Raw genomic sequence first — 24765 nt, 5'->3', positions numbered from 1 at the left:
GACGAGAATTTCGTGCCCACCCCGCCACAGCTTAAAGAGATTATGCCGCAGGATTGGCATCAGAGAGGCGCTCAACCAGTTCTAGCCCAGTGCCATGGTTGCGAGCTCCAGGTATCTACCTGCTTTCGCCACAGCAACCAGGAGCAACAGAATGTGTATGCGCCTGCTGCAACCAGTGTCAGTTGCTCACCGCTATTCGCCTTGCCGTCTCAGCAGCTTTGCCAGTGGCCACAACAATTGCGGGAGCCAAGCGAGGATGAAGGCCAGAGCGAGGCCGCTTGGCGGCAACAGGAGCAACCAGATCAGGCTACCAAAAGCCATCCCTTGGTAAACCCAGGCCAGCAGCAGGCTCAGCACCAGACTGCCCCAGCCGATAGGCGCTACCCACGTTTGGCGCCGAGCATAGACGACCAACATTTTCCAATGTTTGTCCTGAGCCAGTGCCAGGCAAGTCAGGCCGAGCAGATGCAGCACTAGTACGGTGACGACGAGCAGCAATTCAAGCATCTTTCAGTGCCTCGCCTGGCAACGCCCGACTCCCCCGCCGAGCCAAGCGCAGCCAGGCACCGCCAGCCAGCCCTGCCACCAGCAGCAAAACACCATCCACTCCGGCTACCGCCCATTGGCTTTGACCCAGGGTGCGCCATAGATAGTCGCCGGTGCTCAGGCCGTTAAGCAGCAATGCGGCCAGGGCCAGCAAGGCCACCAGCCCGCACTGCGCTCGCCAGGGCGCACGGTGCTCGAAGCGGTAGACGGCCATGATACTGTGCAGCCCCGCAGCCAACCAGGCTGCGAAGAACAGCCAGACCTCCCAACTCGCGCGTAGCGTCAGAGTCGCCGGCAACAAGCGGTTAGCCGCCAGCATGACCAGGGTCGCCAAGGGCAGCCCGGTGATCAGACTGACGGCGAGAACCTGCATCAAGCGCAAGCCGGCACGGCCCTCGGGCAAGCGCAGGCGGCGTTTTTCGATCCAATACAACAGACCGCTGGCCAGCATCAGGCAGCCGCTGATACCGGCAAGGAAATACAGAGCACGCAGCAGCGGCTGCTGGAAGTGCGCCACATGCAGCCCGGCCAGCAGGCTATAGGTGGCAGCCGCCGGTTTGAGCCGCGACTGGTGCAGCAACTGTCCGCTGGCCCCGTCGAAGAACAGAGTCTCACCGTCGCTGCTCAAGCGATCCGCCAGGGAACGGCTGATTTCCACATAGGCGCCAGCGTCGCCCGGGTGCCAAACGCGGACAAAGGTCGGTTCGCCGCCCTGCCATATCGCCCGGGCCTGTGCGGCCATGGCATCCAGGGACGCCAGTCGGCCTGGCTGGCCCAGCGCCGGTCGATTGAAAGTATCGCGTGCCTCGCTGGCGAATTTGCCGGGCTGCTCCGGGTAAGCCGCGAGGAGGCCAGCCGGCAGATACTGGGGAAAACTGATGAGCAGACCGCTCAACAGGATGAGCAGAAAAAACGGCAGGGCGAACACCCCGGACAGATTGTGCAGATCCAGCAAACGCCGCGGCACCTTGTCCGGGCGGAAGCTGAAGAAATCCTTGAACAGCCGCACATGGATCAGTACCCCAGCCACTATCACCAACAAACCGACCATGCTGGCCAGGCCCACCAGCAACAGGCCCAGGTTACCGGCCTCCAGATGCAGCATGTAATGAAAGCGGTAGAAGAAGTCACCGCCCCGGCTACTGGTCGCCGCTACCACACGGCCAGTACCCGGATCGATAAATTGGCTTTGTCCTTGATCCTGTAGATCCCAGGTCTGCAGGCGCAGTACGGGAACCCGGCTGTTGGGCAGCTCCACATACCATTGTTCCAGCGCCTGCCCCGCCGTTAGACGCTCAACCTCAGGCAATACCTGACGGTCCAGGGACAGCTCGGCGGCAGGTGCTGACAACCGCGTCTGCGGCAGCATCCAGCGATCCAGTTCGCTGTCGTACAGGGCCAGGCTGCCCATAAAGAACGCGACGAACAGCACCCCGGCGCTGGTCAGACCGAGCACGCTGTGCAGCCAGAGCATGGCCTGGCGTAAGTTGGCAAACATCAGCCTGCGCCCCAGCCGCGGTTGATCAACCCGAACAAAACGCTAGCCGCCATCAGTACGGCCCAGAGCCGCAGCGGTCGCTGCGTTGCAAGTGCCGCGATAACGAGCGCCGGATAGAGCATAAATCCCAGCAAAGTGCTGGTAATCACCGCCTCGCTACGCTCCAGCCCCAGCTGTAATAACGCAAGGGCGATACACCCCGTCAGGATCCAGATAACCCCATAGCTACCGATCAGTACGGTTAGCAGGTAAGCGCCGCGCGCAAGGGCAGCACTGTTGCCAGAGGCTTTGGCGGCAGTTCGCACTTAGATCTCCTTGAATCGAGCCAGCTCCATCGCACTGCGAATGACACTGGCACCTGCTCGATAAATCGAGGCGGCTACGGGCGGCAAAACGACAAAAGCCCGACTCCCAAAAGAGCCGGGCTTTGTACCTGCGGCAGACCTTAGAACTTGGCGCGCAGGGTCATGGTTGCGGCACGTGGGTCACCCCAGATATTGCCGTCCTGCATGGTATTGATGCGCTGGTAGTACTTCTTGTCGGTCAAGTTGGTGACCAGTAGATCCGCCGACAACTGCGGAGTGATCTGGTAGCCAAAACCGGCATCGAACAGGGTGTAGCCGCTTTGCTGCAGCTTGGCATCCCCCAGTGGGGTGATGGTGTTGTAAGCCTTGCTGACGCTGTTCATGCTCGCCTGCAGATTCCAACGTTGCAAATCACCCGGCAGTTGGTAGCGGGTCCATACGCGCAAGATGTGCTTAGGTGTATAGATTTTGACGGTGTCGGTGCTGTTTAGATGGTCCTTGTGGGTATAGGTGTAGTTGGCGTTCAAGGTCCAGTCGGTGGTTAGCTGGCCGTTGAGTTCGGTCTCGAAGCCGCGGCTGCGGGCCTTCCCCCCGGCAATCGTGCCCTCATTCAGGTCGTCGATGGCGCGGTTTTCCTCCTCGACCTGGAACACGGCAAAGGAGGCTGCCAATGCGCCGTCCAGATACTCGCCCTTGATACCTGCTTCCCACTGCTCGCCCTGCAGCGGTTCGAGCATGCCACCATTGCTATCGCGGGTGCGTGCATCATGCGGATGGAAGACTTCGGCATAGCTGGCATAGAGGGAATAGGTTTGGTTGATGTCGTAAACCAGGCCGACGAAAGGGGTGAACTCGCCGTCTATATTGTCGTTGCTATTGCCGGTGCGGGCAACGCTCGGAGTGTAGGTGGTGTTGTCGAAGTCCCACCAGGAGAGACGCCCGCCCAGTACCAGGGTCAACGGGTCGGCCAGGCTCAGGCGCAGATTGCTGTAGATCCCACGCTGACGTGTATCGGCGAAAACGTCTTGCTGAGGAACCAAGTCAATTTGCGCTGCGCTGACCTGCGGATCGAACAGATCCACCTCTTCGAGAAACTCGGAGTCGAAATCCCCTTTGTTGTGGAATTCGGAACGGCTGTAGTTGGCCCCGAGCAGCAGCTTATGCTCGCGACCGAACAGGCTAAACGGCCCATCAACATAGGCATCCACCTCGTTCTGCTCTTCGCGGTAGTCGAAGCGGATGGCGTTGATGTCCACCACATTGAGCTCTGGGTCTATGCCGAAACCGTTGCGTGCGTATGCCTGGGTCAGGTCGAAGTTATTCTGCGCATGGCGCAGGGACAGCTTGGCCTTCCAGCCACCAGCCAGTTGTTGCTCCAACTCGGCGAAAGCGCTGTCGCTCCAGAAATAGTCACGATTCCAGTCGGCGCCATAGAAATTCGAGCGCGAGACATCGACCAGTGACAGCTTGAAATCACCACCCGGGGTCACCGACAGATAGGACGGCAGCGAACGCTGGGCACCGCGCGCATCCACTTCCTGATGGCTAACGCCCAAGGTCAAAAGAGTATCCGGGGTCAGGTCGGCTTCCAGCACGCCATAGAACAGATTGCTCTTTTCATCGCCGCCGTCGTAATAGAAATGCCGGTCACGCTTGCTGGCTACCGCACGGCCGCGGATATTGCCGCTCTCGGTCAACGGGCCGGTGACATCGATCATGCTGCGATAGTCATCCCAGGACCCGGCGCTCAGTTCACCGTCAACCGCCGCTTCGGCCTGCGGGCGCTTGCGCACCAGATTGATGGTACCGCCAGTGCCGCCGGTGCCATTGAGGATACCGGCCGGGCCTTTAAGTACTTCAACCCGTTCGTACATCGCCATGTCCGGCGAGAGGAAGATGCGGCCATCCATAGTGGTAGGCGTGCCATCCAATGACAGCGAGGTCATCTCGAAGCCGCGAGAGAGATAGGTCGTGCGGTTGGCATCGATGCGCTGCACCGTCACCCCGCCGACCTGCTTCATGGCCTGTTCCAGGGTGTAGAGGTTCTGTTCCTCGATACGCTGCTGACCGACCACATTGACCGTTTGTGGTACTTCGCGCAGCTTAACTGGGACTTTCGAGCCTGCGGTCACCACCGTTTCGTCGTTTTGCTTGCCGGTGATTGTCTGCGCAGGCAGATCCAGAGCATCCGCTGGCGCGGCTTGCTCCTCAGCCCATGACGCACCTGAGAAGGCGATGCCGCTCAGCATAAATGGCATCAATAGACGCTTGGAAACCCGCGCGCCCTGCTTTGACCGCTTTCCTCGATGCTGCATATATCCCCCCAACTTATCAAATAGAGTCGATAACGATAACGATTTGCAATTGCAATTGCAATTGCAACTATGCAAAGTGCCATCTCACAAGCCTTTGCCAGACGTTTACCTGGTAAAGCCGTATAAGGCTCAGATCGATAACCGCTTGTTAGCTGTACCGGATGCCCGAACACCAGCAGCCAAAATTCAACTAACGGCAACCGCCAACTGCTCTTGCACCGGCCTGAAGCCGCTTTTATCCAGCACGCTTAACTGACCGCCGTCACACTTGAGCACCCGATCAGCCACAGCGAAGTAGCGGTCGTCGTGGCTGATAGCGATTACCGTCTTGCCCCGCGCTTTCAGCTCGGGCAGCAGTTCCAGATAGAAGAAGGCACGGAACAGCGGGTCCTGATCCGCCGCCCATTCGTCTAGCAGCAAAATAGGCCGCTCCTCCACCAGCGCCACCAGCAGGGCCAGGCGCTTGCGCTGCCCCTGGGACAACTGGGTGGTGGAAAGCAGACCGGCCGGATCGATGGACACTTTGCGCTCCATGCGCAGGCGAGCCAGCCAGGCCTGGGCCAGAGACAGATCGAAATTGCCTGTCGGGCCGACCAGTCGCTCGAACAGATGGAAGCTGGAAAACACTGTGGAAAAATGGCTGCGATACCAATCCCGCCGCTCATCGGTGATCTCTTCGCCGTGCAAGCTCAATAGCCCGCCGCTTGGGCGATAAAGCCCGGTCAGCAACTTGGCCAGGGTCGACTTGCCGCTGCCGTTGCCGCCGACGATAAACAGCGTCTCGCCGGCATAGACATGCAGGTCGATGGGTCCCAAGTGAAAGCCATAATCATCGCTGACTGACGGATAGGCGTAAGTCAGCCCTTCGAGTTCTAGCAGCAGCTCACCGCTATTGGGAACCCTGGGCTGTTGGACAGCGAACTCGGGACGACAAGGTGCCAGGGTCAGCGACTCGATCTTGGCCAGGGCCACATTCCCGGAAACCAAGGTGGGCAGGCTGCCGATCATATCGTTGAGCGGCATGCGCAGGAACATCAGCACTAGGACGAAAGCCGCCACAGTGGCTGCGCCTATGCCCAGCCACGCTCCAGCGGCGAATAACCCACCGGCCAAGCCAAGGATCAGCGTCACCGTCCAGTTCAGGCTGAGCGTCCAGTAGCGGTCGGCAAGTACCTCGTTAGCCCGTGCACGGTCGGCCGCTGGAAGCAGATCAAGCGCGTAGAAACGCTGCTTGCGCTGGGTGTTCAACGCCAGTTCGTAGCGCCCCTCGATGGCCGCGGTATAGGCGGCGTAAAGCTGATCATCTGTGTCGCGCACCACTTTCATCAACTCGCGCATCCGCGCGAACCAGCCATGGGCCAACCAGACCCCCAGCCCCAACAACAACCCACAAAGCAGCAGCAGTTGCCAGGAAAGCCAGGCCAGATAGGCAAAGCCGCCCAACATCAAGATGCCGTTGTAGAGCACGAAGGGCAGCCGGTTGAAGGCCTGGCCTATGGACTCGACGTCCTTGCTCAGGGTGGCATACAGGCCCGCAGCGCCGATCTTCTCCAATTGCTCGATAGACGTATCCAGCAAGCGCTTGACCAGTTGCAGGCGCAGCTCATAGACCACCCGGTGGCCCAGGGCGGTCAGCAAGGCTTGGGAGGCGAAACCACAGGCAAATAGCACCAGCAGCAGGCCGAGGTAATAGCTCCCTCGAGCAATGCTCAGGGTCTGCGCACCGGCGATCAGCTGATTGATTTCGTTGAGCAGCGCGATGCCAGCCGCCGCGCTCGCCAGGCTGCCCAGCAGAGCCAGCGTGAGCAGACCACGGTGGCGTTGCAGCAAAGACATAAAGACCATCATGGATATCCCTCGATACGCTTATTCATAGGCTTGCAACAGGCTGTCGATCTGCGCCCATTGATCCTCTTCAGGTGTCAGGCAGGCTTGTTCGATCAACAGGGCCATGTCGCTTAGACGCGGATGGGCGAACAGCTCGGCCAAGGCCACCTCGCAGGCGAACTCGCGGGCGATCCGCGCTTGGATACGCACCAGTTGCAGGGACTGCGCGCCTAGGGCGAAGAGCTCGTCCTGGCGCGAGATGGCGCTTACTCCCAGCACTTCAGTCCAGATCGCGGCCAGGCGTTTTTCGCTATCGCTGGCCGGCGGCATCGTCGCTTCGGCCGCGCCCCAGACAGGAGCAGGCAATGCCTGGCGGTCGACCTTGCCGTTTGCATTCAGAGGAAGACTCTCCAGCCTGACGAAGGCCGCCGGCAGCATGTAGGCCGGCAGCCGCTCGCGCAGATAGGGGCCGAGACTTTCGCTGAGCAACTCAGGAGCGGCGCGCAGGTAGGCGACCAATGCATCCTGCCCGCCAGGTGCTTTGCGTACCGCCACCACAGCCTGTTGTACCTCGCCATGGGCGTTCAACGCCGCTTCGATTTCGCCCAACTCGATGCGAAAGCCGCGCAATTTCACCTGAAAATCCCGCCGGCCGAGAAACTCGACACTGCCGTCGGCGCGGTAGCGGGCCAGATCGCCAGTACGGTAGAGCCGGCTGCCTGGGCCTGCCCCCGGCGCGCCGGTCACGGCGAAGGGATTGGGCACAAAGGCCGCGGCGGTCAAATCAGCACGTCCGGCATAGCCACGAGCCAGGCCGGCACCACCGATATACAGCTCCCCCACTACGCCGGGTGGCTGCGGTTGTAAGTATTCATCGAGGATGTACAGACGGTTATTGGCCAGCGGCCGACCTATAGGGACGACTGCTGCATCCACTCGCTCGACCTTCTGCGCCGCCGACCATACGGTAGTTTCGGTCGGCCCGTAGACATTGCTCAGGCGCACACCGCGCGCCAGCAGGCGTTCGGCCAACTCGCCGGCCAGTGCTTCGCCGCCACAGAGCACCCGCAGTCCTTGCCAAGCTGGGCTGTCGTGATCCAGGAGCATCTGCCAGGTGGCCGGCGTCGCCTGCATCACGCTGATCGCCTGGGTCTCCAGCAGTTCGATCAAGGCGGCTGGCTGCAGCGTATGCTCACGCTGGGCGAGCACCACACAGGCGCCATGCAGCAATGGCAGGAACAGCTCCAGTGCTGCGATATCGAAGCCCAGAGTGGTCACCGCCAGCAACCGGTCATTAGCCGTCAGACGCGCATGCGCTTGGATACCCTGGAGAAAATTGGCCAATGCTTCGCGTTCGATCTGCACGCCCTTGGGTCGGCCGGTAGAGCCGGACGTATAGAGGCTGTAAGCCAGCTGCCGTGGCTGCGCGAGCAACCCGGGATTCGCTTCGCTGCGTGTCGCTAGGGTCGGTTCCAGCGACTCCAAGGTGACCACCGGCGAGCCGTTATCGAACAGGCCAGCCAAGGCTTCACGGGTCAGTAGCAGGCGCGGTGCAGCCTGGGCGAGTATATCGACGTTACGCGCGGGCGGCTGCGCCGGGTCGATCGGCAGGTAGGCGGCACCGGCCTTGTGGATCGCCAGTAATGCCACCAGCAATGCGGCCTCGCGCTCCAGGCAGACACCGATCAACTGCTCGCCGCCCACACCTTTCTCACGCAACCAGTGCGCCAGGCGATTAGCTCTGGCATTCAGCTCGGCGTAGCTCAACTGCTCTGTACCGCAGACCAGCGCGCAGCGCCCTGGAGCGACAAGGACACGGCGCTCGAAGAGGGCCAGCATGTCCTCACCCGGGTTCAACAACCGCTCGCTGCGGTTCCACTGACGCAACACCAGCTCGCGTTCACCGCTCGCCAACAGGGGCAGCTGCCAAACACTTGAGTCAGGGCTGTCCAGTAAAGCGTTCAGCAATTGCTGGTAATGCGCCGCTATGCGCTCGGCGGTGGCCGGCAGGAACAGATCCAGGTTGTACTCCAGTTCGCAGTGCACGCCATCCGGCCGCACTGCGACATCCAGACTCAGATCGAACTTGGCACTGTCGGCATCGATCCGCAGCTGCTCGATCTGGATATCCGCCAGACTCAGGCACACCGCTGCACCGCTACTCAGGTTAAACATCGCCTGAAACAACGGAGTGCGGCTCGGATCGCGCTCAATTTGCAATTGCTCCAGCAACAGTTCGAACGGCAGCTCGGCGTGATCCAGTGCCGCCAAGGACTCTTGGCGTAACCGCCGGCATAGCTCGCGGCCGCTCAGCTGGGTGCCCAGATCAACCCGGTAGACCAGGGTATTGACGAAGAAACCTATCAGCTCCTCCAGTTCGCACCGGCTGCGGGCCGCATGGGGCACGCCGATGGCGAAGGCCTGCTGGCCGCTGTAGCGCGCCAGCAGTACTTGCCAGGTAGCCAGCAGCAACACGAAGGGCGTGCAGCTCTCGGCTCGGCAGAACCGCTGGGCACGCTCGCTGAGCTCGCTCGGCAGGGCGAACCGCAGCCGCTGCCCGCGCTGGCTCGGCTGTGCCGGGCGCGGCAGGTCGGTGGGCAATTCCAGTACCGGCACGCGCTCGCCCAGATACTGGCGCCAGTGACGCAGCTCAGTCGCCAAAGCCTCGCCTTGCAACTGCTGGCGCTGCCACACCGCATAGTCGGGGTATTGCACGGGTAGCACCGGCAGCTCAGGCGTTTGTCCCGCCAGGGCCTGTGCGTAGGCGGCGGCCAAGTCCCGTACCAGAATGGGATTGGACCAGGCATCCGAGACTATGTGGTGCATGGCCAGCAGCAGGCCGTGGTTCTGCTCGTCGAAGTGCAGCAGGGTTACCCGCAGCAGTGGAGCCAGATTCAAGTCGAAGGTCTGTGCGGCCTCATCCTGCAGACGGCGACTGAGGACGGCCAACTGTGCCTCATCAGACATGCCGGTGTGTTGCTCGCAGGCCAGGCTGAACGACACCTCAGCAAGGGCAATCTGTTGCGGTTCGCCCTGAATGTCTTCGAAGCGAGTGCGCAATACCGCGTGCCGAGCGATCAAGGCTTGGAAGGCTTTCTCCAACGCCAACACATCGAGCCTGCCGCTCAGGTGAAAAGCCCGAGTAAGATTGTAGGCTGTCGATTCTGGGGCCAGCCGCTGCAGAAACCACAAACGCTGTTGGGCAAAGGACAGGGGGGACGGACCGGCGGATAGCAGTAAGGATATGCGGTCTACCTGAGACGCTTCATCCTCAAGCAGCAGCGCCAGCAAGGCGCTATCGAGCTCATTCATGCAGAGTAATATCCGAGACTAGACGCCGCAGGCAGGGCGTCAAATGCGTGCGAATATTAAATACAAATGATAATTATTGTCAAAATGATATAGCGCAGCACGCACCGACCACTGCCGCCCCCATCGGCTAAGCAAACCTCGGCCCGAGCTAGGCCTTGCCCAAGCTCGGGTAAACGGTTCTGTTTGAGGCGATACTGGCCCCGCCCGACGCGCACGAGAATATCTCGCCTATACAGACGTGCCCCCCTTGGCGGACGCTAACCAGGGAGATCGGCTCACCCGAGTTGGCAAGGTGTTTATGGAGTTGCCAAGTGGTTAGCCCTTCGTCGTGATCACCTTGAAGAGCGAGCAGTATCTTCATTCGCAGCAGGCTGTTCCAAGCTCGGTAACTAGTCACCGGCCGAGTACGAAAAAGCAACCGCCTGAAATTCCCCTATTCAGGTGTCCACTAAAACTTGACCACGACACGTAGCGTTTGCGGTACCGCTTTCGACGATGCCGAAGGTGTAGGTAAAGCAACCCGCCGCCCCTTTATCCACATCGACAAAGCGGTAAATCCACTCATGACTGACAGCTTGATCAGGCTATTCCAGCTTCAAGCGCTGTGCGATCTGCTCGGGACTAAAACCCTGCTCCAGCCAGAGCGGAATATGCGCATGCAGCCACACTTTCGGCTTGCAGAATTTGTGTGCACTGCGCTGGCGAACGCCGCTTTGCTGGTCTGCCAGGACCGCTTTGTAGGCCTTTTGAGTCCCATTGCGGCGAACTTCCCGACTGACTGTCGCGGAATGGACGCCCAGCTGTTTGGCGATGCGCACTTGACTCATGCGTAAGCGCTCCATAGACCCCACCTCCCTCTGGAGAGGTTTTGCGTTTTACAGTGGCGTCGTTGGTTGGCAGTTCCAAGGCAGCAGCGCTTCGTAGGCTTCAACGCTGTTGGCCAGCGGCAGGCGTTCGAGGACATGGCGCAGCCAGGCGTAGGGCTCCTGGCCATTGGTCTTGGCGGTTTCCACCAGGCTGTAGAGTTGGGCGCTGGCGGTCGCGCCTTTCGGCGTGTCGCTGAACAGCCAGTTCTTGCGACCTATGACGAAGGGCCGGATCGCGCGCTCGGCAGCGTTGTTATCGATCGGCAGGTGGCCAGCCTCGATGTAGCGTTCGAGTCGGCTCCAGTTGCTCGCCAGGTAGTTCACTGCTTTGCCCAGGGCATTCTGCGCCGTGACCTGCGGCTGGGTTTTCTCCAGCCAGGTCTTGAGCTGATCGAGGAGCGGTAGGCTGTGCTGCTGGCGGCCCCGGTAGCGCTGTTCATCGCTGGCATCCTTAAGTTCGCGCTCGATGCCGTAGAGCTTGTTGATCATCCCCAACGCGATGTCGGCACGCCCGGTTTTGCCCTTCGGTTGCACCTTTTGCGCTTCGACGAACTTGCGCCGCGCATGCGCCCAGCAGGCCAGGCGCTCAACACCTTGTTGTGCGGCCACGGCGTTGTAGCCGGCGTAATCGTCGGTCATCAGGTAGCCGCGATAACCGTCGAGCAGGCGCAGCGGCACCTCCTGCGCGCGGCTGGTTGTGTAGTCGAAGAGGATCACCGGTTTGCCAGGCGGGCCACCGGTCTGCACCCACATCCAGGAGTGGCTGCTCGGATCGCGCCCAGGCTCCTTGAGCACCTGCACGCGGGTTTCATCGCAGTGGATCACCGGACTGTCCAGCAGCCTGTCGCGCATCAGGTTGAGCAACGGTTGTAGCAGTTCGCCGCACTGGATCACCCAGCGCGCCAGGGTCTGCCGGGGGATGTCGATGCCATGGCGACTGAGCATCTTTTCGAAGCGATACAGTGGGATGCCGTCGGCGTATTTGCTGGTCAGCAGCATCGCCAGCACGCTCGGGCTGGCCAGGCTTTTCTCGATCAGTTGGGCCGGTTTGTCAGCGGTGACCGGCGCGCTTTCGCAGGCCTTGCAGGCATAGGTCTTGCGAATGTGGCGGATCACCTGAACCTGCATCGGGATGATTTCCAGCTGCTCGCTGGTTTCTTCGCCGATGGCCTGCTTGCGGCAACCGCATTCGCAGGTCAGTTCGTGTTCGGGCAGTTCGTGGATGACCTCGACACGCGGTAGTTCGGCCGGTAACGGCTTGCGCTTGCCGCGGCGCTTGGTCGGCGCAACGACTTCTTCCTCGACCTCAGCGGCCGGAGCTTCAGCCGCCGCTTCGGCCAGGCTTTCCGCTTCGTTGAACATCTCTAGCTGCGGTGAATCCGGGTCGCTGCTCTGCTCGGATTTACGGCCGAACAGGCGCTGGATCAACAGCGCGTTTTGTTCGCGCAGGCGCTCGATCTGCCCATCCTTGTCCTTGGCCAATTCCTGCGCCGACGACAACACCTCAGCGAGCAATTGCTTGAGCGCGGCGGGGTCATCAGGAAGGGTTTCGGGCACAGAAATCATGCCGTGGATTATACCGGCTCAGGTGACGAACCTAGGGGTCAAAACCTGGTGCGGCCGGTTGCGCCACAGGTCGATACCGTCCAACAACCAGTTCAACTCCTGGGCCGTCAGCACGATCGCATCTTCGCCAGGTTCCGGATGCGACTTGAAGCGTTCAGCCTCCAATCGCTTGAGCCACAGGCAAAAGCCGTTGCGCTCCCAATACAAAATCTTCACCCGGCTGCGCGCGCGGTTGAGGAAGACGAACAGCACCGGGTCGAACACCGCCACCTTGATATCCAGCTCGACCAGGGCGGCCAGGCCATCGATGGATTTTCGGAAATCCACCGGCTTGGGGTATAGATAGACTTTTTCGACTTTGGCGTCGGGGCGCATCATGACGGCTGGCTCCAGAAAGAAATTGGAGCTCAGCATTGGCTGGCCTGCGGATCATTTGTAGATGAGGTTTATGGAGCGCTTACATTTCAGCCTCCATTCGATTTGCGTCCCGCGTTGACGCAAAAAAGCCGCCCGTGGGCGGCTTCTTGTAAACCTTTCGCTTTTTAGGCGCGGGCACCGGCCATCCGGCCGGTAGGTTCCATTTCCTTGCCCTTGGCTTTGGCAACCTTGAGGAAACGGAGCTGATTCTCGGACACCCTGCCAGCCAAGCGACGTGCTTCAGCCTCGAACTGCGCGATGGTATCGAGCTTAGCAATCAACGGTTTGGCTTGGCGCTTGGTGGCGATCATAGACACCTCAGTGTCGATAGGTTTGATGTTCATCGTATTAGGCATTGACCTGAATGACAAGTCGGCCATCTTCCGTGTAGTCGAATCCAAGCTCGCGATACCAGGGAACTGCCAGGGTTTCAGGGTCCTGGACCTCGATCTCCGTGCATTTTATCATCCGAGCGTAGTAGTCGATGGCCAAGAGGGCCAATGGCGCGACTTCGCCCCTCAATGGATGCGACTGGTCGGGCTTGCCCTCAAGGAGAATGATTTTGATGCAGATGCTGCTCTGCTTGGGTGTTGCATAGCAGAGGCCGCAAAGCTCTGGCCCATACCACAGCGCGAGGTCGAAGCCTTTGCGATCCTTCGCTTTCCAAGAAGGGACATCCTCCCATGGATACAGCTCGGACTCTTCGCCCCAGAGGTGACAGGCCTCGATAGCCACATCGGTGATCGGCTCGAATCTAACCTGGTGCGGATCGATGCCGTCACGTAGCAGGTCAGGCTGTTCGTGGAGCAGCTCAGCTGACAGATTCCGAGCCTGCGAACGGTAAGTCTGATAGCGGATGTCGTATTTATGGGACTTCATGTCGAGACAGTTTCACGGGATCCATAAGCGAAAAAACCGGCACTAGGCCGGCCTTTCCCCCTCGAACCAGATGGTCGTGCCACGCCGATCATGAGGGTTAGTTGTCGGATCGCAGTGTCGCGCAAGATCGACCCTGACGCAATAAGTGACGATAGGCAGAGAACAGCCAATAGAAGATGCTTGCCTGTCAGCTCACATAGCAACAATCTCGTTTCTTTCGATCAGTATTTGAGAAGGTCGTTTGATCGCCCGACATGTGTACCTTGCAGTGCAGCGATCTGCGACTGCGCGTAGGCGACAGGGGACGCGCCACTGAAAACAAGCCAGGACACCAGCTCGGGATCTTTGATTGACGTGAATCGTGCCAAGTCAGCAAGGTTCTCCTGCGCGAGTGCAACACGCTTCAGATGCCTTTTGAGCTTGTCTGGCTTGCCCTTTATGTCTTCACCCTGATACTCGGAGAGCTGTGAAGCCACTTCTGAGTAGTTTCGCGCAAGTGAAAGGTCCTTACATTCGACTATGAGCACTTGGTTGCGGTCCGTGCGCCAAGCAAACAGATCAATATCACCTGGGTCTGTTGGCAGATTCCGCCTCAGTAGCTCCGGGAAGCCGATGCCGCGCCGAACAGTCCATCCTGCATCTAGCAATTCTTTTTCTAAGGACTTTTCGAAAGTGTGTCCCTCCCGAGCTTCCCCCAGCCATTCGTCCCTCATGCCCTCCGTCCGGAAAAACTCCCGTTTAAGTCGCCCCGTGTGCGCCCCGTTGAAGATGTAACGCAGAGAGTTGCCCAGCTGCCCAGGCGATACGATCAACAGCGGATCTTGGCTGTCCTCTATTTGTAACAAGGGCCGGGATGCTACTGACAGGCGTAGCCCAAAGCGCCAAGGATAGATATCAGCAAGGTCAAACTCGTCTGTCACCTCGTCCCACTTTGGGCGAGATCTGAGTATGAATTGGTCAAGAAAAGCGGAAACGACGTTATGGTCAAGCCCAGCGGACTTACCGGCGATCTCCGTGCCTCCTCGCTGAGTCATTCGCTCGGACTTCCGAGGTCGACCAGGCTTTCGTTTTTTGACAGGCCCAGCAGAGTCAATTAAGTCGAGTTGAACAACATACAGCTGCAGCCAACTCTCAACATCCGCACGACGCCACAAGAGTCTGCCTGCGCCAGGAATGCGGCAAACAGGAGGCAAGCGCGAGGGATTCTTTGAGTGCTGGTTTTTGATGGTGCCGGTAGACCGACCTAGGATCTCGGCGAGATCAGTAACTGTGAGAAGCTTTTCGAGCGACATGATTCATCCTCGCCCGACTCGTAAAAGGAGTCAGGTTTGGATGGGTCCGCGGAAGCGCAGGCGATTGACCATCGGTAGCTGCTGGTTCAACTACTGGATGGGATCCGTCCAAACGCGGGGTTGTGCCCACAGTCGCGACGCTCTCCTCCGCACCGTACCAATTGGTTTCCGGCCCCATCAAAGCCGGTGGTTTGGTGTCATCAGGCGATTGCCCACCTGGGGTGGGCATCCTTTCTTCCGCAGCAGTTTCGTCCGCTTACTGCCGCCGCGGTGCCGGATCGAGGAACCCTGCTAACCTTCGTCGACATCCACCACTACCAGATGATGGGGTGCCTCAGGCCAGGGCATTTGTCTTACCTCGCCGGCGCATCAGGGTCTAGCCTAATCATCTGCAGCCATCCGCGCAACCAACTTGGCACACTTTTGTCACACTGAAGCTGTGGATCATGATGACTCAGCGTGATCGACAGTTATCGCCAAGGCCGGCTTAAACCAGATAAACAAAGGGCTTAAGGCCTAACAGGCTGTGCGTTCAGCCACCATGGAGACGCTAAATTTTGCATTTGCACTGCAACGGGCCGACGGGGAAGGTTTCACGAATCAGGGTCGGGGTTGCAGTAGAACTCATGGTTATTCCTCAGCGCGGTAATCGCTGGGCAGTTTACCCGTCCATTTCTTGAACGCACGGCGAAAATTCGACGGGTCGCTGAAGCCCAGCAGGTAGGCGATTTCATACAGCGGCAGGTGGGTCGTAGTGAGATATTGCAGGGCCAGGCTCTTGCGCACTTCATCGAGCACTTGCTGGTAACTGGTGCCCATATTCGACAGGTGCCGGCGCAGGCTGCGGCCGCTGGTGTGCAAGGCTTCAGCGGCGCTGGCCAGGTCGGGAAAGTCGCCTGGGCGCGCCAGCAGCAAGCGGCGCACGCGGGTCAGCAGGCCGTCCTGTACATCCAGACTGGCCAGCAGGGCTTCGCATTGTTGCTCGCACATTTGCACCGTGGCCGGGTTGGCCAGGGCCATCGGCCGGTCCAGGTAGGTGATCGGCATGCTCAGGCGGTGATAGGGCTGCTCAAACGCCACCGCGACGCCAAACAACCGTTCGTAGCGCTCGGCGTAATGCGGCGCGGCATGGGCAAAGCCCACTTCGACCTCCTGCAAACGCTCGCCCACCAGAAAGCGCGCTATGGTGTAGAGGCTGGTCAGCAAACCTTCTGCGGCGAAGCGGCTGAGCGGGCCCAGCGGCATGGTTTCGCTGGCGCGCAACTCAATCCGCGCGCCCAGTTCGACCATTTCCAGTTCATAGGTCAGGCCCAGCACCCGGTAGTACTTGAGGGCAAACTGCATAGCCTTGCCGAGGTTGGCGCTGGACAGCACTGCATAGCCGAGAATGCCGTGGGTCGAGACATTTAGCCGCTGCCCGAGCAGCAGGCCCAGCGCTGGCTCATCACACAAACGCAAGGCGCTGCTGGTGAGTTGGGTAAAGTCGATAAAGGACAACCGCCCCTGCGGGTTGCCCAGCACTTCGGGTCGCACCCGCGCCTCGGCAAACAGCTGCGCGCGTGGCACGCCCAACTCCTCGACCAGGTCGAGCAAGGCGGCAGCATAGGCGACAGGAACCAGTTCGGCGGAGAAATTCAGTGATTGCTTCATGGGCTTCTTATTATCGGGCCAGATATGACCACTGACAGCGACGATAACCTTGTTCGACAAAAGCCGACAAGGGCACCCCTGCACCGCAGTGTCAGGTCAGTCGCCTGCGTAGTGTGTGCGAAGGCTTTGGCCATACTCAGGACTCGAGCAGCCAATCACCACAGCCGAAGGTTGGGCGCACGCCGGACACTGTTGCCTCTCTCGCCCGGGTAAAGGCTCTAGCCCGAAGAGTTGGCAGCCCAGCCCGTTGAGCTGACGAGCCACGGAGATTGGTACATCCGTGCAATATTGGCCATATATGACCGAAATATTGGCTGTTGTGAACCTTTGCCGAAGCGCTTGGCGAATCCATAGTGAAACCACGCTTTAGTCATAGACTCAGGGAGTCAGTATGGTCAGCACTACCCCGGAAGGTTTGCAGATTCGTCCACGGCATATGGATTTCGATTTCCCCAATCCGCTGCCACGGCATTGGCACAGCGGTGATGCCTTCAAGACTCATTTGTTTGATGCCATGTCGGTGCTGTTCCCCGATGGCGAGCGTTTCTTTATCGACTCGGTGCGGCACTTCCGCGACCAGATCGATGACCCGGTGCTGAAAGAGCAGATCCGTGGTTTTATCGGTCAGGAAGGCCACCACAGCCGCGAGCACCTGGAATACAGCAATCGCCTGCGCGACCGGGGTTACGACATCACCCGTATCGAGAAACGCGCCCAGGCGCGGATTCGCTACACCCAGAAGAAGTTCTCGCCGCAAAGGCAACTGGCGGCCACCGCCGCGCTGGAACATATCACTGCGATCATGGCCGATGGCCTGCTCAAGGACCCTAAACATCTGGCAGGCGCCCACCCCACCATGGTGCGCCTGTGGCGCTGGCACGCGCTGGAGGAAACCGAGCACAAGGCGGTGGCCTTCGACGTGTACAACCAGGTCTGCGGTAGCCGCAAACTGCTGCGCAGGGCCATGATCATGGGCACCTTCTTCTTCGTGCTCGACACCACCCGCGGCCTGGCACACATGCTCAAGCAGGACGGTCTGCTGTGGAACTGGCGCGTATGGCGCGACGGCATCCAGTGGATGTGGGGCAAGGAAGGCGTGTTCCGTCCGCTGATCAGCACCTACCGCGACTTCTTCAAGCCCAACTTCCACCCCTGGGAGCACAACAATCTGGAGCTGCTCTACCAGACCCGTACGGAGTTCGATCTGCCTGTACAAAGCCAGGCCGCCTGAGCCGGACACTGCAGCCAAACAACAAGGGAGCCAGAAGGCTCCCTTTTTTATTCTTCTGTTGTTCACCGATTGCGACGGCTGTTGCCGCCGCAATCGGCTTCTGTTCGATCAGCCCTGAAGAAAACGCAGGGCATCCGCTGCGCTTTGCTGGGGGATTTCTTCCATCGGAATATGCCCAACGCCCGGGTAGGTTTTCACCTGAATGCCCGGCAGATCGCGCTGCCACAGCGGAACGTGTTTGGGTGAAATCCAGCGGTCACGCTCGCCCCACATCAGCAGGGTGGGCGCCTGAATCTGCGCAACCCGTGCCGAAGTGCCGTGCAGCTCTTCTTTATTGACCTTGAGCAGCACGCGGAAGATATCCATCATTGCCCGGCGATTACCCGGCCGCCGCGTCAGGTCGTTGTAACGGTCCACCACGCCGGGCTTGATCCGCGCCGGTTCGCCGTAGACTTCCTTGATGCCCTGGGCGATCAACGCGCGCGGCATCCACAGCGGCATGGCCACGGTGGCACCGGGTAAAGCAGCGGCGGCAATCATCCAAGGCACCTTGTGCATGTGATAACCGGCCGGGTCGATCAGCACCAGCTTCTCCACCCGCTGTGGCTGCGCCAGGGCAAAATTCCAGGCGATATAACCGCCCAGCGAGTTACCGACAATCAATGCCTTGTTTACGCCGAGGTAGTCGAGCAACAGACCGAATACTTTGATCATTCGCTCAGCGGAATACATGCCATCACGGGCCGGGCCAGTGAGGCCGAAGCCCGGCACATCGAAACGAATCACCCGGTAATCAGCGGCAAAGGCTGGCAACCAGTCATCCCAGGTGTGCAGCGAGGCGACTACGCCGTGGATCAAGACCAGCACCGGTTTGTCGCGGCTGCCCTCGTCGCGGTAGTGCAGGTTGAAGCCGTCGAGTTCGATATAACGCGAGCCATTGGCGGCATTGCCATAGCGCGCCTTGAGGCGCTCCAGCGGCAAGGCGCCGAAGCCCAGACGGGCAAAACCGGCCGCCAGCGGTGGCGTCAGCGGGAGACTGGAAGCAGACATGCAGGCACCTCTAGATTGTTGTTATGAGAAAGACACATCCGGGCTATAAGAGCATGTACGCCAAGAGCTGACGCCTAACCTAGGTTGAGCCGGACGCAGGACACAACGAGGCGATCAGCAGCTCACTGAGCACACGCTTGGCCTGTTCGATCTCTTCGCGTTTGGCGGCGCGGCCAAGCAGCTCCAGCGAGGCCGCTTCCATGGCCCAGATCAGCGCACGGTAGGTCAGTGGGTCCGCCGCGCGGGTCGCGCCATGCAGACGCTCGGCCAGTAACCGCGCCATCTCGGTATGTGCACGCTGCCGGTGTGCGGCCAGCGGGGAATCGGCGCGCAGGGCTTCTTCCTGCATCAGGCGGATAATCGGCCCGACCGCCAGGTGATAGTCGAAGTAGCGCCCGACCATGCCCTCTAACCAGGCCTGCGGGCTGCCGGCGATGCTCTGCATTTCACTGAAGCGCGACAGCAGCAGGGATACCGCCGTCTGGTAGATGCCTTCGAGCACTTGCATCTTGTTCTCGAAGTACTTGTAGAAGGTACGCCGCGACACATTGGCCGCCGCCAGCAGGTCATTCACCGTGGTGTCCGCCAAGCCCTTGCGGGCAAATACCGGAATTGCCGCCAACTGAATATTGGTGCGCTGTAGATGACCGATCAGCGGCCCGTCGCCGTCCTGTTCCTGCTGCTGGGCTACGGCACCGTAACCGCCGAGGTCTTCAAATACCGCGCGAACGGCACCCAGTTCTGCCAATGCCTGCTGCATCGCACACGTCCCAACCAAGGCGCGGGTGACGCGAGCCGCCAAGCTGGTTACGCTGGGCCACGCCTACTCCGCAGGATTGTTCTTGTGCCGCACACGCTACCATCACGCCGTACCCTACCGCTGGCCATCCTTTTGCTGGTTCTGCTTGCGCCCGTGCAGGCCACCGAGCTGTTCTACCTTGGGCAGAAGATTCCGGACATCCACAAACCCTGGAACAGCGCCGACTACCAGCAACTGCTGGAGGCGCTGAACAAGGTCGACAGCACTCAGCTCAACGCCCTGCCCCGCCGCAGTGGCGAGTTCACCGGGCCGATCTACCAGCGCATGGTCAGCGAAGAGAATTTCCGCCCGCAGCTGAACATCTACGCACCGCTTGAACTACGGCAGAACGAAGCCCGCGAAGCGCTGTTTCGCCTCAAGGAGTTGATGCGCCTGTATTTTGATTTTCGCGCCGTGCAACAGCCCTATGCCGCCGAAGCACTGGGCTTGATGAGTTATTCGCTACGCCAGCAAGCCGTGCTGTTCACCCTGACCACCGAATTCTGGATGACCCTATCGGAAAGCGAGCAAAGCAACCCGGTGCGCCTGCAAGGCCTGCATGAAACCAAGGCGGCGGCGGCCATGCTCACCTCCAGCGCCCTGGACTATCTGGGCCTGACCAAACAGTTTGGCCGCGAAGAACTGGTGCTCTACAGCGCCGAACTGAGCAAGCAGCTGCCCGAGCTGTTTATCCATTTGAGCGGGGAGGTGCGTGAAACCCTGTTGCAACGCGTCGAACAACTGGCGCAGCAGCATGCTTATGCCGAGGTGCAGCAAAACATGCGCGAACTGCAGCCGGTGCTGCTAAGCATCCAGCAGGATGTACAAGCCAAGCTGGCAAACGCCGCGGCGCAACCACGCAAAGCACCTGCGCGCAGCCTGGATCTATCGGTGCCGGCGGAGTCAGCGCAGTAGGCCGAGGCTCTTGGCCCGCGCCACCGCCTGGGTACGCCGCTCCACACCGAGTTTGCTGTTGATGTGACGGGCGTGGGTTTTCACCGTGTGCAGGGAGATAAACAGGCTGTCGCTGATCTCCTGGTTGGAGCAACCTTGGGCGATCAGTTGCAGTACGGCCAATTCCCGCGAGCTGAGGGCATCGACCACAGCGGCATAATCGTCCTGACTGACCAGCGACTGCGCCTGCGGCAGATGCTGTTGCAAGGCTTCGATCAGCGGGCTGGCGTCCAGCCCCAGCAACTGCTCCCGCAGCCAGTCGGACTGTCGCGTGAGCAGACCATGGAACGGCAGCAAGCCACCGCCTGCCGCCGCTTGCAGGGCACTGCGCAACTGTTGCTGCGCTTCCCGTTCGCGCCCGGCGTCACGCAGCAATTCTGTCAGCTGCATCTGCGCAATAGCCCCCAGCAGTTGACCGCCCGCGTTCTGCGCCAGCTGACTCAAGCCGCGTAAACGCCGCTCGGCCTGTTCATCCTCGCCCTGCAAACGCTCGTAAGTGGCCAGGTGCAGCTGCACATGCAACGGCAACTGTGGATGAAACTCCGGCGCGGCAGCCGCCTGCTCGCCGCCATAGGCATCCAGCAAACGACTCAGCCAGACGCCCGCCAGCTCGGTCTGCCCCTGACGCAGCCACAACTCGCATTTGGTCAGGGTGATCATCGCCAGGTAATAGATCGGCGGAATGTCCCAGATATGCATCAGCCGCTCGGCCTCGGCCAGCTGAGCAAAGGCCTCCGGCAGGTTGCCGCAGCGTCCTTCCAGGCTGGCCAGCACGCAATAACCGATCAGCACGCTGATATCTCGGCAGCCACGCGCCTCGGCAATCCCGGCCAGCAGACGCTGGCGGGCCTGTTCTGGTTGTAGGCGCAAACTCAGCAGATAGCCTTCGTAGAGGGTCAACCGTCCGCGTGCGGCGTACTGCCGCTGGGCCGGTAGCTTGGCCAGGCGCTGCTGGCCCTGATGCACCTCATCCAGCGCACGCAGCACTTCGCCGCGGGCTTGCAATACCCGCGCACGGTCGTAATGGGCCAGGGCCTCGAACAGCGGGTTACCGACCCGTTGCGCCAGCTCCAACGCTTCGCGATTAAGCCCACGCGCACGCCACAGATCACCATGCACAATCGCCAGGTTGGCCAGGCTGGACAGGCACATCAGGCGCTGCCCATAACGATCCAGCGGCAGACAGCTCAGCGCCTCACTGCAATAGGCCTGCGCCTTGCTGCTGTCACCACGGCCGCGGGCAATCACCCCACTCAGCGCCAGCCACTGGGCCAGCAGACCTTCCTGCTCGCTGCCCTCACGAGCGGGTAGAAAGCGCCCCAGCTCAGCCAGCAATTCTTCGGAGGCATCTAGCTGACAGGCCAGCGCCAGCGCCCAGCCGTACAGCAATATCAGGCGTGGCGTGCTGGTCAGCAGGCTATCCGGCAAGTCCATCTTCCAGCGCAGCAAGGTGGCGACGTTCTGCTCGGCCAGCAATTGTTCCTCGGAAAGGTTCTGCACCAGATTGGCTGCCACGTCCGGCTGGCCCGCGCGCAACGCCTGCTCGATGGCTTCATCCAACAGACCCTCCGCGCTGAACCAGCGACACGCGCGCAAATGCAGGCCGGGAGTAGGCTGCGGCCGGCTACGGAGCAGGTCGGAAAACAGGTGGTGATAGCGAAACCATTTGCCCTGCTCATCCAGCGGCACCAGAAATACCTGGTGCGCCTGCAGGTGACGGAGAATCGCGGCGCTGTCATGGGCATCACGCAGGGCATCACACAGCTCAGCGCAGAAGCGCTCCTGGCTGGCCGTTTCATAGAGAAAGGCCTGCACGTCAGCCGGCTGGCGTTCGATCACTTCTTCAAGCAGGTAATCATGAATCAGCCCATCACCACCCTGCACCAACGCCGGTAACGCTGTGGACTCCTGCACTTCGCTGACGGCCAGAGACCACAAGCGCAGACCCGCCACCCAGCCCTCACTGCGTTGCAGCAGCGCGGCCAGCGCGTCTGCCGACAACTCGGCACCCTGCAAGCGGAGCAACGCCGTGCTCTCAGCATCGGTCAGGCGCAGATCCTGCTCATGCAACTCCAACAACTGACGCGACAGGCGCAAACGTGCCAAGTGCCAGTCCGGACGCTGGCGGCTGGTCACCAGAATCAGCAGGCCGGCCGGCAGATGGTTGAGAAAAAACTGCAGACAACGATCCAGCACCGCGCCCTGCGCAAGGTGATAGTCATCCAGCACCAGCAGCAAGGGCTGCTGCGGATCGAGGCGCACAGCCAGTTCATCGAGCAGGCCATCAAGCCACTCCTCAAAGGCAAACGGCTGATGCCGTTGACGCAGGCGCAACAGGCCCAGCGCGTCCTGCCCCACGCCAGGGAAGAACTGCTGCAGCCCACTGAGCAAACGCTCAAGAAAACGCCCCGGATCACTGTCACGCGGGCTCAGGCCCAACCACAGGCTTTGCCACTGCTCCGGCAGGTGCTCGCAGAACTCGATGGCCAGTGAACTCTTGCCAAACCCGGCCGGCGCGCTGACCAGCAACAGACGCCCAGCCAAACCACCCAGTAGCCGTTCGCACAAGCGTGGGCGCGGCACATAACTGGCAGGTAAAGGCGGCCGATAGAAGTGCCCACCCAGTACGTTGGGCGCGGCTACCAAGCCAGGAATGCGGGACAGATCAGTCATCAGCCGGTTTCTTGTAGTAGTCAGGCAGAGGCACTACCAATGCCCCGCAGCCTAGCGCCTTGACTCGCGCATTTGAAGCCCTTGCTGCCATCAGGAAGCAAACTGCAATGATTGCTTATCCATCTGCCGCATGGTGCTTGGCGTGCGCTAAGCAAACTGACGACTTATAGCGGCATACCAGCAAAGGCTGATCGCACTACCGGCCAGACCATCAAACTGAATCTCTATGCATAAAAAAACCGGCCACAAGGGCCGGTTCTTTATGCAGCGTGACTCAGGTTTAGCGTACGCCAGCCTGGCGCAGGGCAGCTGGGGTGTAATCGCTTTCCTTGGCCGGGTAGTCGAACTGGTAAGCGCTCTTCTCTTCGTTCTTCATGCCCAGAGCCAGGTAACGACCGGACAGCAAGTCATACAGGGTCTCTACGCTGTACCACGGCACTTGTTTGTCGTAGTAGTACTGAGTATGGGCTTCAGCCACACGCCACAGGGTACCGCGACCGTCGTAGTGGTCGATGGCAGCAGCTTGCCAGGTGTCTTCATCGAGGTAGAAGTCACGTTTGGCATAGATATGACGCTCGCCCGATTTCAGGGTTGCGGTCACGTGCCATACGCGGTGCAGCTCGTAACGAGTCAGGTCCTGGTTGATGTGGCCAGCCTTGATGATCTGGTCATACTTCAGCTTCGGCGAGTCCAGACGGTAGCTGTTGTAAGGAATGTAGATTTCCTTCTTGCCGTTGAGCTTCCACTCGTAACGGTCAGGAGCACCGTTGTACATGTCGAAGTTGTCGGACGTACGCAGACCGTCAGCGGCGGTACCTGGACCGTCATACGATACCTGCGGTGCACGACGCACGCGACGCTGACCGGCGTTATACAGCCACGCCAGACGCGGCTCTTTAACCTGGTTGAGGGTTTCGTGCACCAGCAGCACGTTACCTGCCAGACGCAAAGGGGCGGTTACGCGCTGTTTGAAGTAGAACAGTACGTTGCTTGGCTTGCTGGTATCGGCATCCTTCAGCGCACCACGGAAGGTGAACTCATCCTGGAAGTAAACCAGGCTGTAGGAGCCGTTCGGCTGTGGAGTCGCCTGAGTTACCAGACGCTTCACGCTGCCACCACGGTAGCGAGTGATGTGGTTCCAGATCGCTTCCAGGCCGTCTTTCGGAATCGGGAAGGGGTTAGCCTGCTCGAAGTTCTCCAGACCGTTGCCGCCTTCGACCATCTTGGTGTTGACTGCGTTGTTCTTCGCAGCCGCCAGAATAAAGTCCGGCATGGTCGCCGTACGATGAGTGGCGAACACCGGCATTTTGTAGCTTTCCGGATAACGCTTGAACATCGCCAACTGGCCAGGGGTCAGTTTGTCTTTGTACTGCTCCACGTTTTGCGCGGTGATAGTAAACAGCGGCTGCTCGCTCGGGAACGGATCCGAAAGGAAACCTGCGCTATCAGCAGTACCGGCGCTGGCTGGCAGGCCGCCAGTCCACGCTGGGATCGAACCATCCGCATTGCCCGCCATTTCCGCACCGACTGGCGTCAGCGTAGTACCCAGTTTGGCAGCTTCATCCGGCGGTACCGCCGCCATCAC

At 60.2% G+C, this 24765-nt stretch carries 18 protein-coding genes and 1 pseudogene; 2 read left to right on the top strand and 17 right to left on the bottom strand.

Features of this window, described 5'->3' with window-relative positions; genetic code table 11:
* Positions 1-192 precede the first annotated feature (192 nt).
* The 13 genes and pseudogenes from BLW24_RS14440 to BLW24_RS14370 form a co-directional block, all read right to left on the bottom strand.
* Positions 193-507: a DUF3325 family protein gene (locus tag BLW24_RS14440; RefSeq protein WP_090382719.1), complete on the bottom strand. Its 315-nt coding sequence runs from the start codon at positions 505-507 to the stop codon at positions 193-195.
* Entirely contained in the window at positions 500-2044 is a 1545-nt protein-coding gene (locus BLW24_RS14435) for a PepSY-associated TM helix domain-containing protein (protein ID WP_090382712.1), read from the bottom strand. Before BLW24_RS14435 ends, BLW24_RS14440 begins: the two co-directional genes overlap by 8 nt.
* Positions 2044-2349, bottom strand: coding sequence for a hypothetical protein (locus BLW24_RS14430; protein WP_090382706.1), 306 nt, complete (start codon positions 2347-2349; stop codon positions 2044-2046). Before BLW24_RS14430 ends, BLW24_RS14435 begins: the two co-directional genes overlap by 1 nt.
* Before the next feature lie 140 nt (positions 2350-2489).
* Complete coding sequence (locus tag BLW24_RS14425; protein WP_244161163.1) at positions 2490-4607, bottom strand: TonB-dependent siderophore receptor; 2118 nt, start codon at positions 4605-4607, stop codon at positions 2490-2492.
* A gap of 243 nt (positions 4608-4850) precedes the next feature.
* Entirely contained in the window at positions 4851-6512 is a 1662-nt protein-coding gene (locus BLW24_RS14420; protein ID WP_090382692.1) for a cyclic peptide export ABC transporter, read from the bottom strand.
* 18 nt (positions 6513-6530) lie between these two features.
* Positions 6531-9803, bottom strand: coding sequence for a non-ribosomal peptide synthetase (locus BLW24_RS14415; RefSeq protein WP_090382685.1), 3273 nt, complete (start codon positions 9801-9803; stop codon positions 6531-6533).
* 462 nt (positions 9804-10265) lie between these two features.
* Positions 10266-10645: pseudogene (locus tag BLW24_RS14405) on the bottom strand (IS30 family transposase); the annotation flags it as partial.
* Positions 10646-10678: 33 nt separating this feature from the next.
* Entirely contained in the window at positions 10679-12235 is a 1557-nt protein-coding gene (tnpC, locus tag BLW24_RS14400) for an IS66 family transposase (RefSeq protein WP_090375474.1), read from the bottom strand.
* Positions 12236-12253: 18 nt separating this feature from the next.
* A complete protein-coding gene (gene tnpB / locus BLW24_RS14395) occupies positions 12254-12649 on the bottom strand; it encodes an IS66 family insertion sequence element accessory protein TnpB (RefSeq protein WP_244161054.1) in 396 nt (131 codons plus the stop codon).
* Between the two features lie 128 nt (positions 12650-12777).
* Positions 12778-12963, bottom strand: coding sequence for a hypothetical protein (locus tag BLW24_RS14390; RefSeq protein WP_090387749.1), 186 nt, complete (start codon positions 12961-12963; stop codon positions 12778-12780).
* 37 nt (positions 12964-13000) lie between these two features.
* Positions 13001-13531, bottom strand: a complete 531-nt coding sequence (locus tag BLW24_RS14385; protein ID WP_090382673.1) for an N-acetyltransferase — start codon at positions 13529-13531, stop codon at positions 13001-13003.
* 221 nt (positions 13532-13752) lie between these two features.
* Positions 13753-14823, bottom strand: a complete 1071-nt coding sequence (locus tag BLW24_RS14380; protein ID WP_208600179.1) for a helix-turn-helix transcriptional regulator — start codon at positions 14821-14823, stop codon at positions 13753-13755.
* A 630-nt stretch (positions 14824-15453) separates the two neighbouring features.
* On the bottom strand, positions 15454-16473 hold the full coding sequence (locus tag BLW24_RS14370) for an AraC family transcriptional regulator (RefSeq protein WP_090387748.1): 1020 nt from the start codon (positions 16471-16473) through the stop codon (positions 15454-15456).
* Positions 16474-16864: 391 nt separating this feature from the next.
* Between BLW24_RS14370 and BLW24_RS14365 the strand changes: the two genes are divergently transcribed.
* Complete coding sequence (locus tag BLW24_RS14365) at positions 16865-17704, top strand: metal-dependent hydrolase (RefSeq protein WP_090382671.1); 840 nt, start codon at positions 16865-16867, stop codon at positions 17702-17704.
* 108 nt (positions 17705-17812) lie between these two features.
* Here BLW24_RS14365 and BLW24_RS14360 read toward each other — a convergent pair whose 3' ends face one another.
* Together BLW24_RS14360 and BLW24_RS14355 are read right to left on the bottom strand one after the other, a co-directional pair.
* Positions 17813-18754 (bottom strand): alpha/beta fold hydrolase, encoded by a 942-nt coding sequence (locus BLW24_RS14360; RefSeq protein WP_090382667.1) that lies wholly within the window; start codon positions 18752-18754, stop codon positions 17813-17815.
* A 79-nt stretch (positions 18755-18833) separates the two neighbouring features.
* Entirely contained in the window at positions 18834-19514 is a 681-nt protein-coding gene (locus tag BLW24_RS14355; protein WP_090382661.1) for a TetR/AcrR family transcriptional regulator, read from the bottom strand.
* Positions 19515-19598: 84 nt separating this feature from the next.
* Between BLW24_RS14355 and BLW24_RS14350 the strand changes: the two genes are divergently transcribed.
* Positions 19599-20468, top strand: coding sequence for a hypothetical protein (locus tag BLW24_RS14350; protein ID WP_090382655.1), 870 nt, complete (start codon positions 19599-19601; stop codon positions 20466-20468).
* On the opposite strand, the gene BLW24_RS14345 is transcribed toward BLW24_RS14350, so the two are convergent.
* Together BLW24_RS14345 and BLW24_RS14340 are read right to left on the bottom strand one after the other, a co-directional pair.
* On the bottom strand, positions 20457-23180 hold the full coding sequence (locus tag BLW24_RS14345; RefSeq protein WP_090382649.1) for a winged helix-turn-helix domain-containing protein: 2724 nt from the start codon (positions 23178-23180) through the stop codon (positions 20457-20459). The genes BLW24_RS14350 and BLW24_RS14345 overlap by 12 nt on opposite strands.
* 280 nt (positions 23181-23460) lie before the next feature.
* Positions 23461-24762 carry a DUF1329 domain-containing protein gene (locus BLW24_RS14340; protein WP_090382647.1) on the bottom strand — a complete coding sequence of 434 codons (1302 nt, stop codon included), beginning with the start codon at positions 24760-24762 and terminating at the stop codon, positions 23461-23463.
* Between the last annotated feature and the right edge of the window lie 3 nt (positions 24763-24765).

The sequence above is a fragment of the Pseudomonas anguilliseptica genome, assembly GCF_900105355.1.
Taxonomy (GTDB): domain Bacteria; phylum Pseudomonadota; class Gammaproteobacteria; order Pseudomonadales; family Pseudomonadaceae; genus Aquipseudomonas; species Aquipseudomonas anguilliseptica.
The sequence above is the reverse complement of the archived record's forward strand: the minus strand, read 5'-3'. Positions and strand labels throughout refer to the sequence as shown.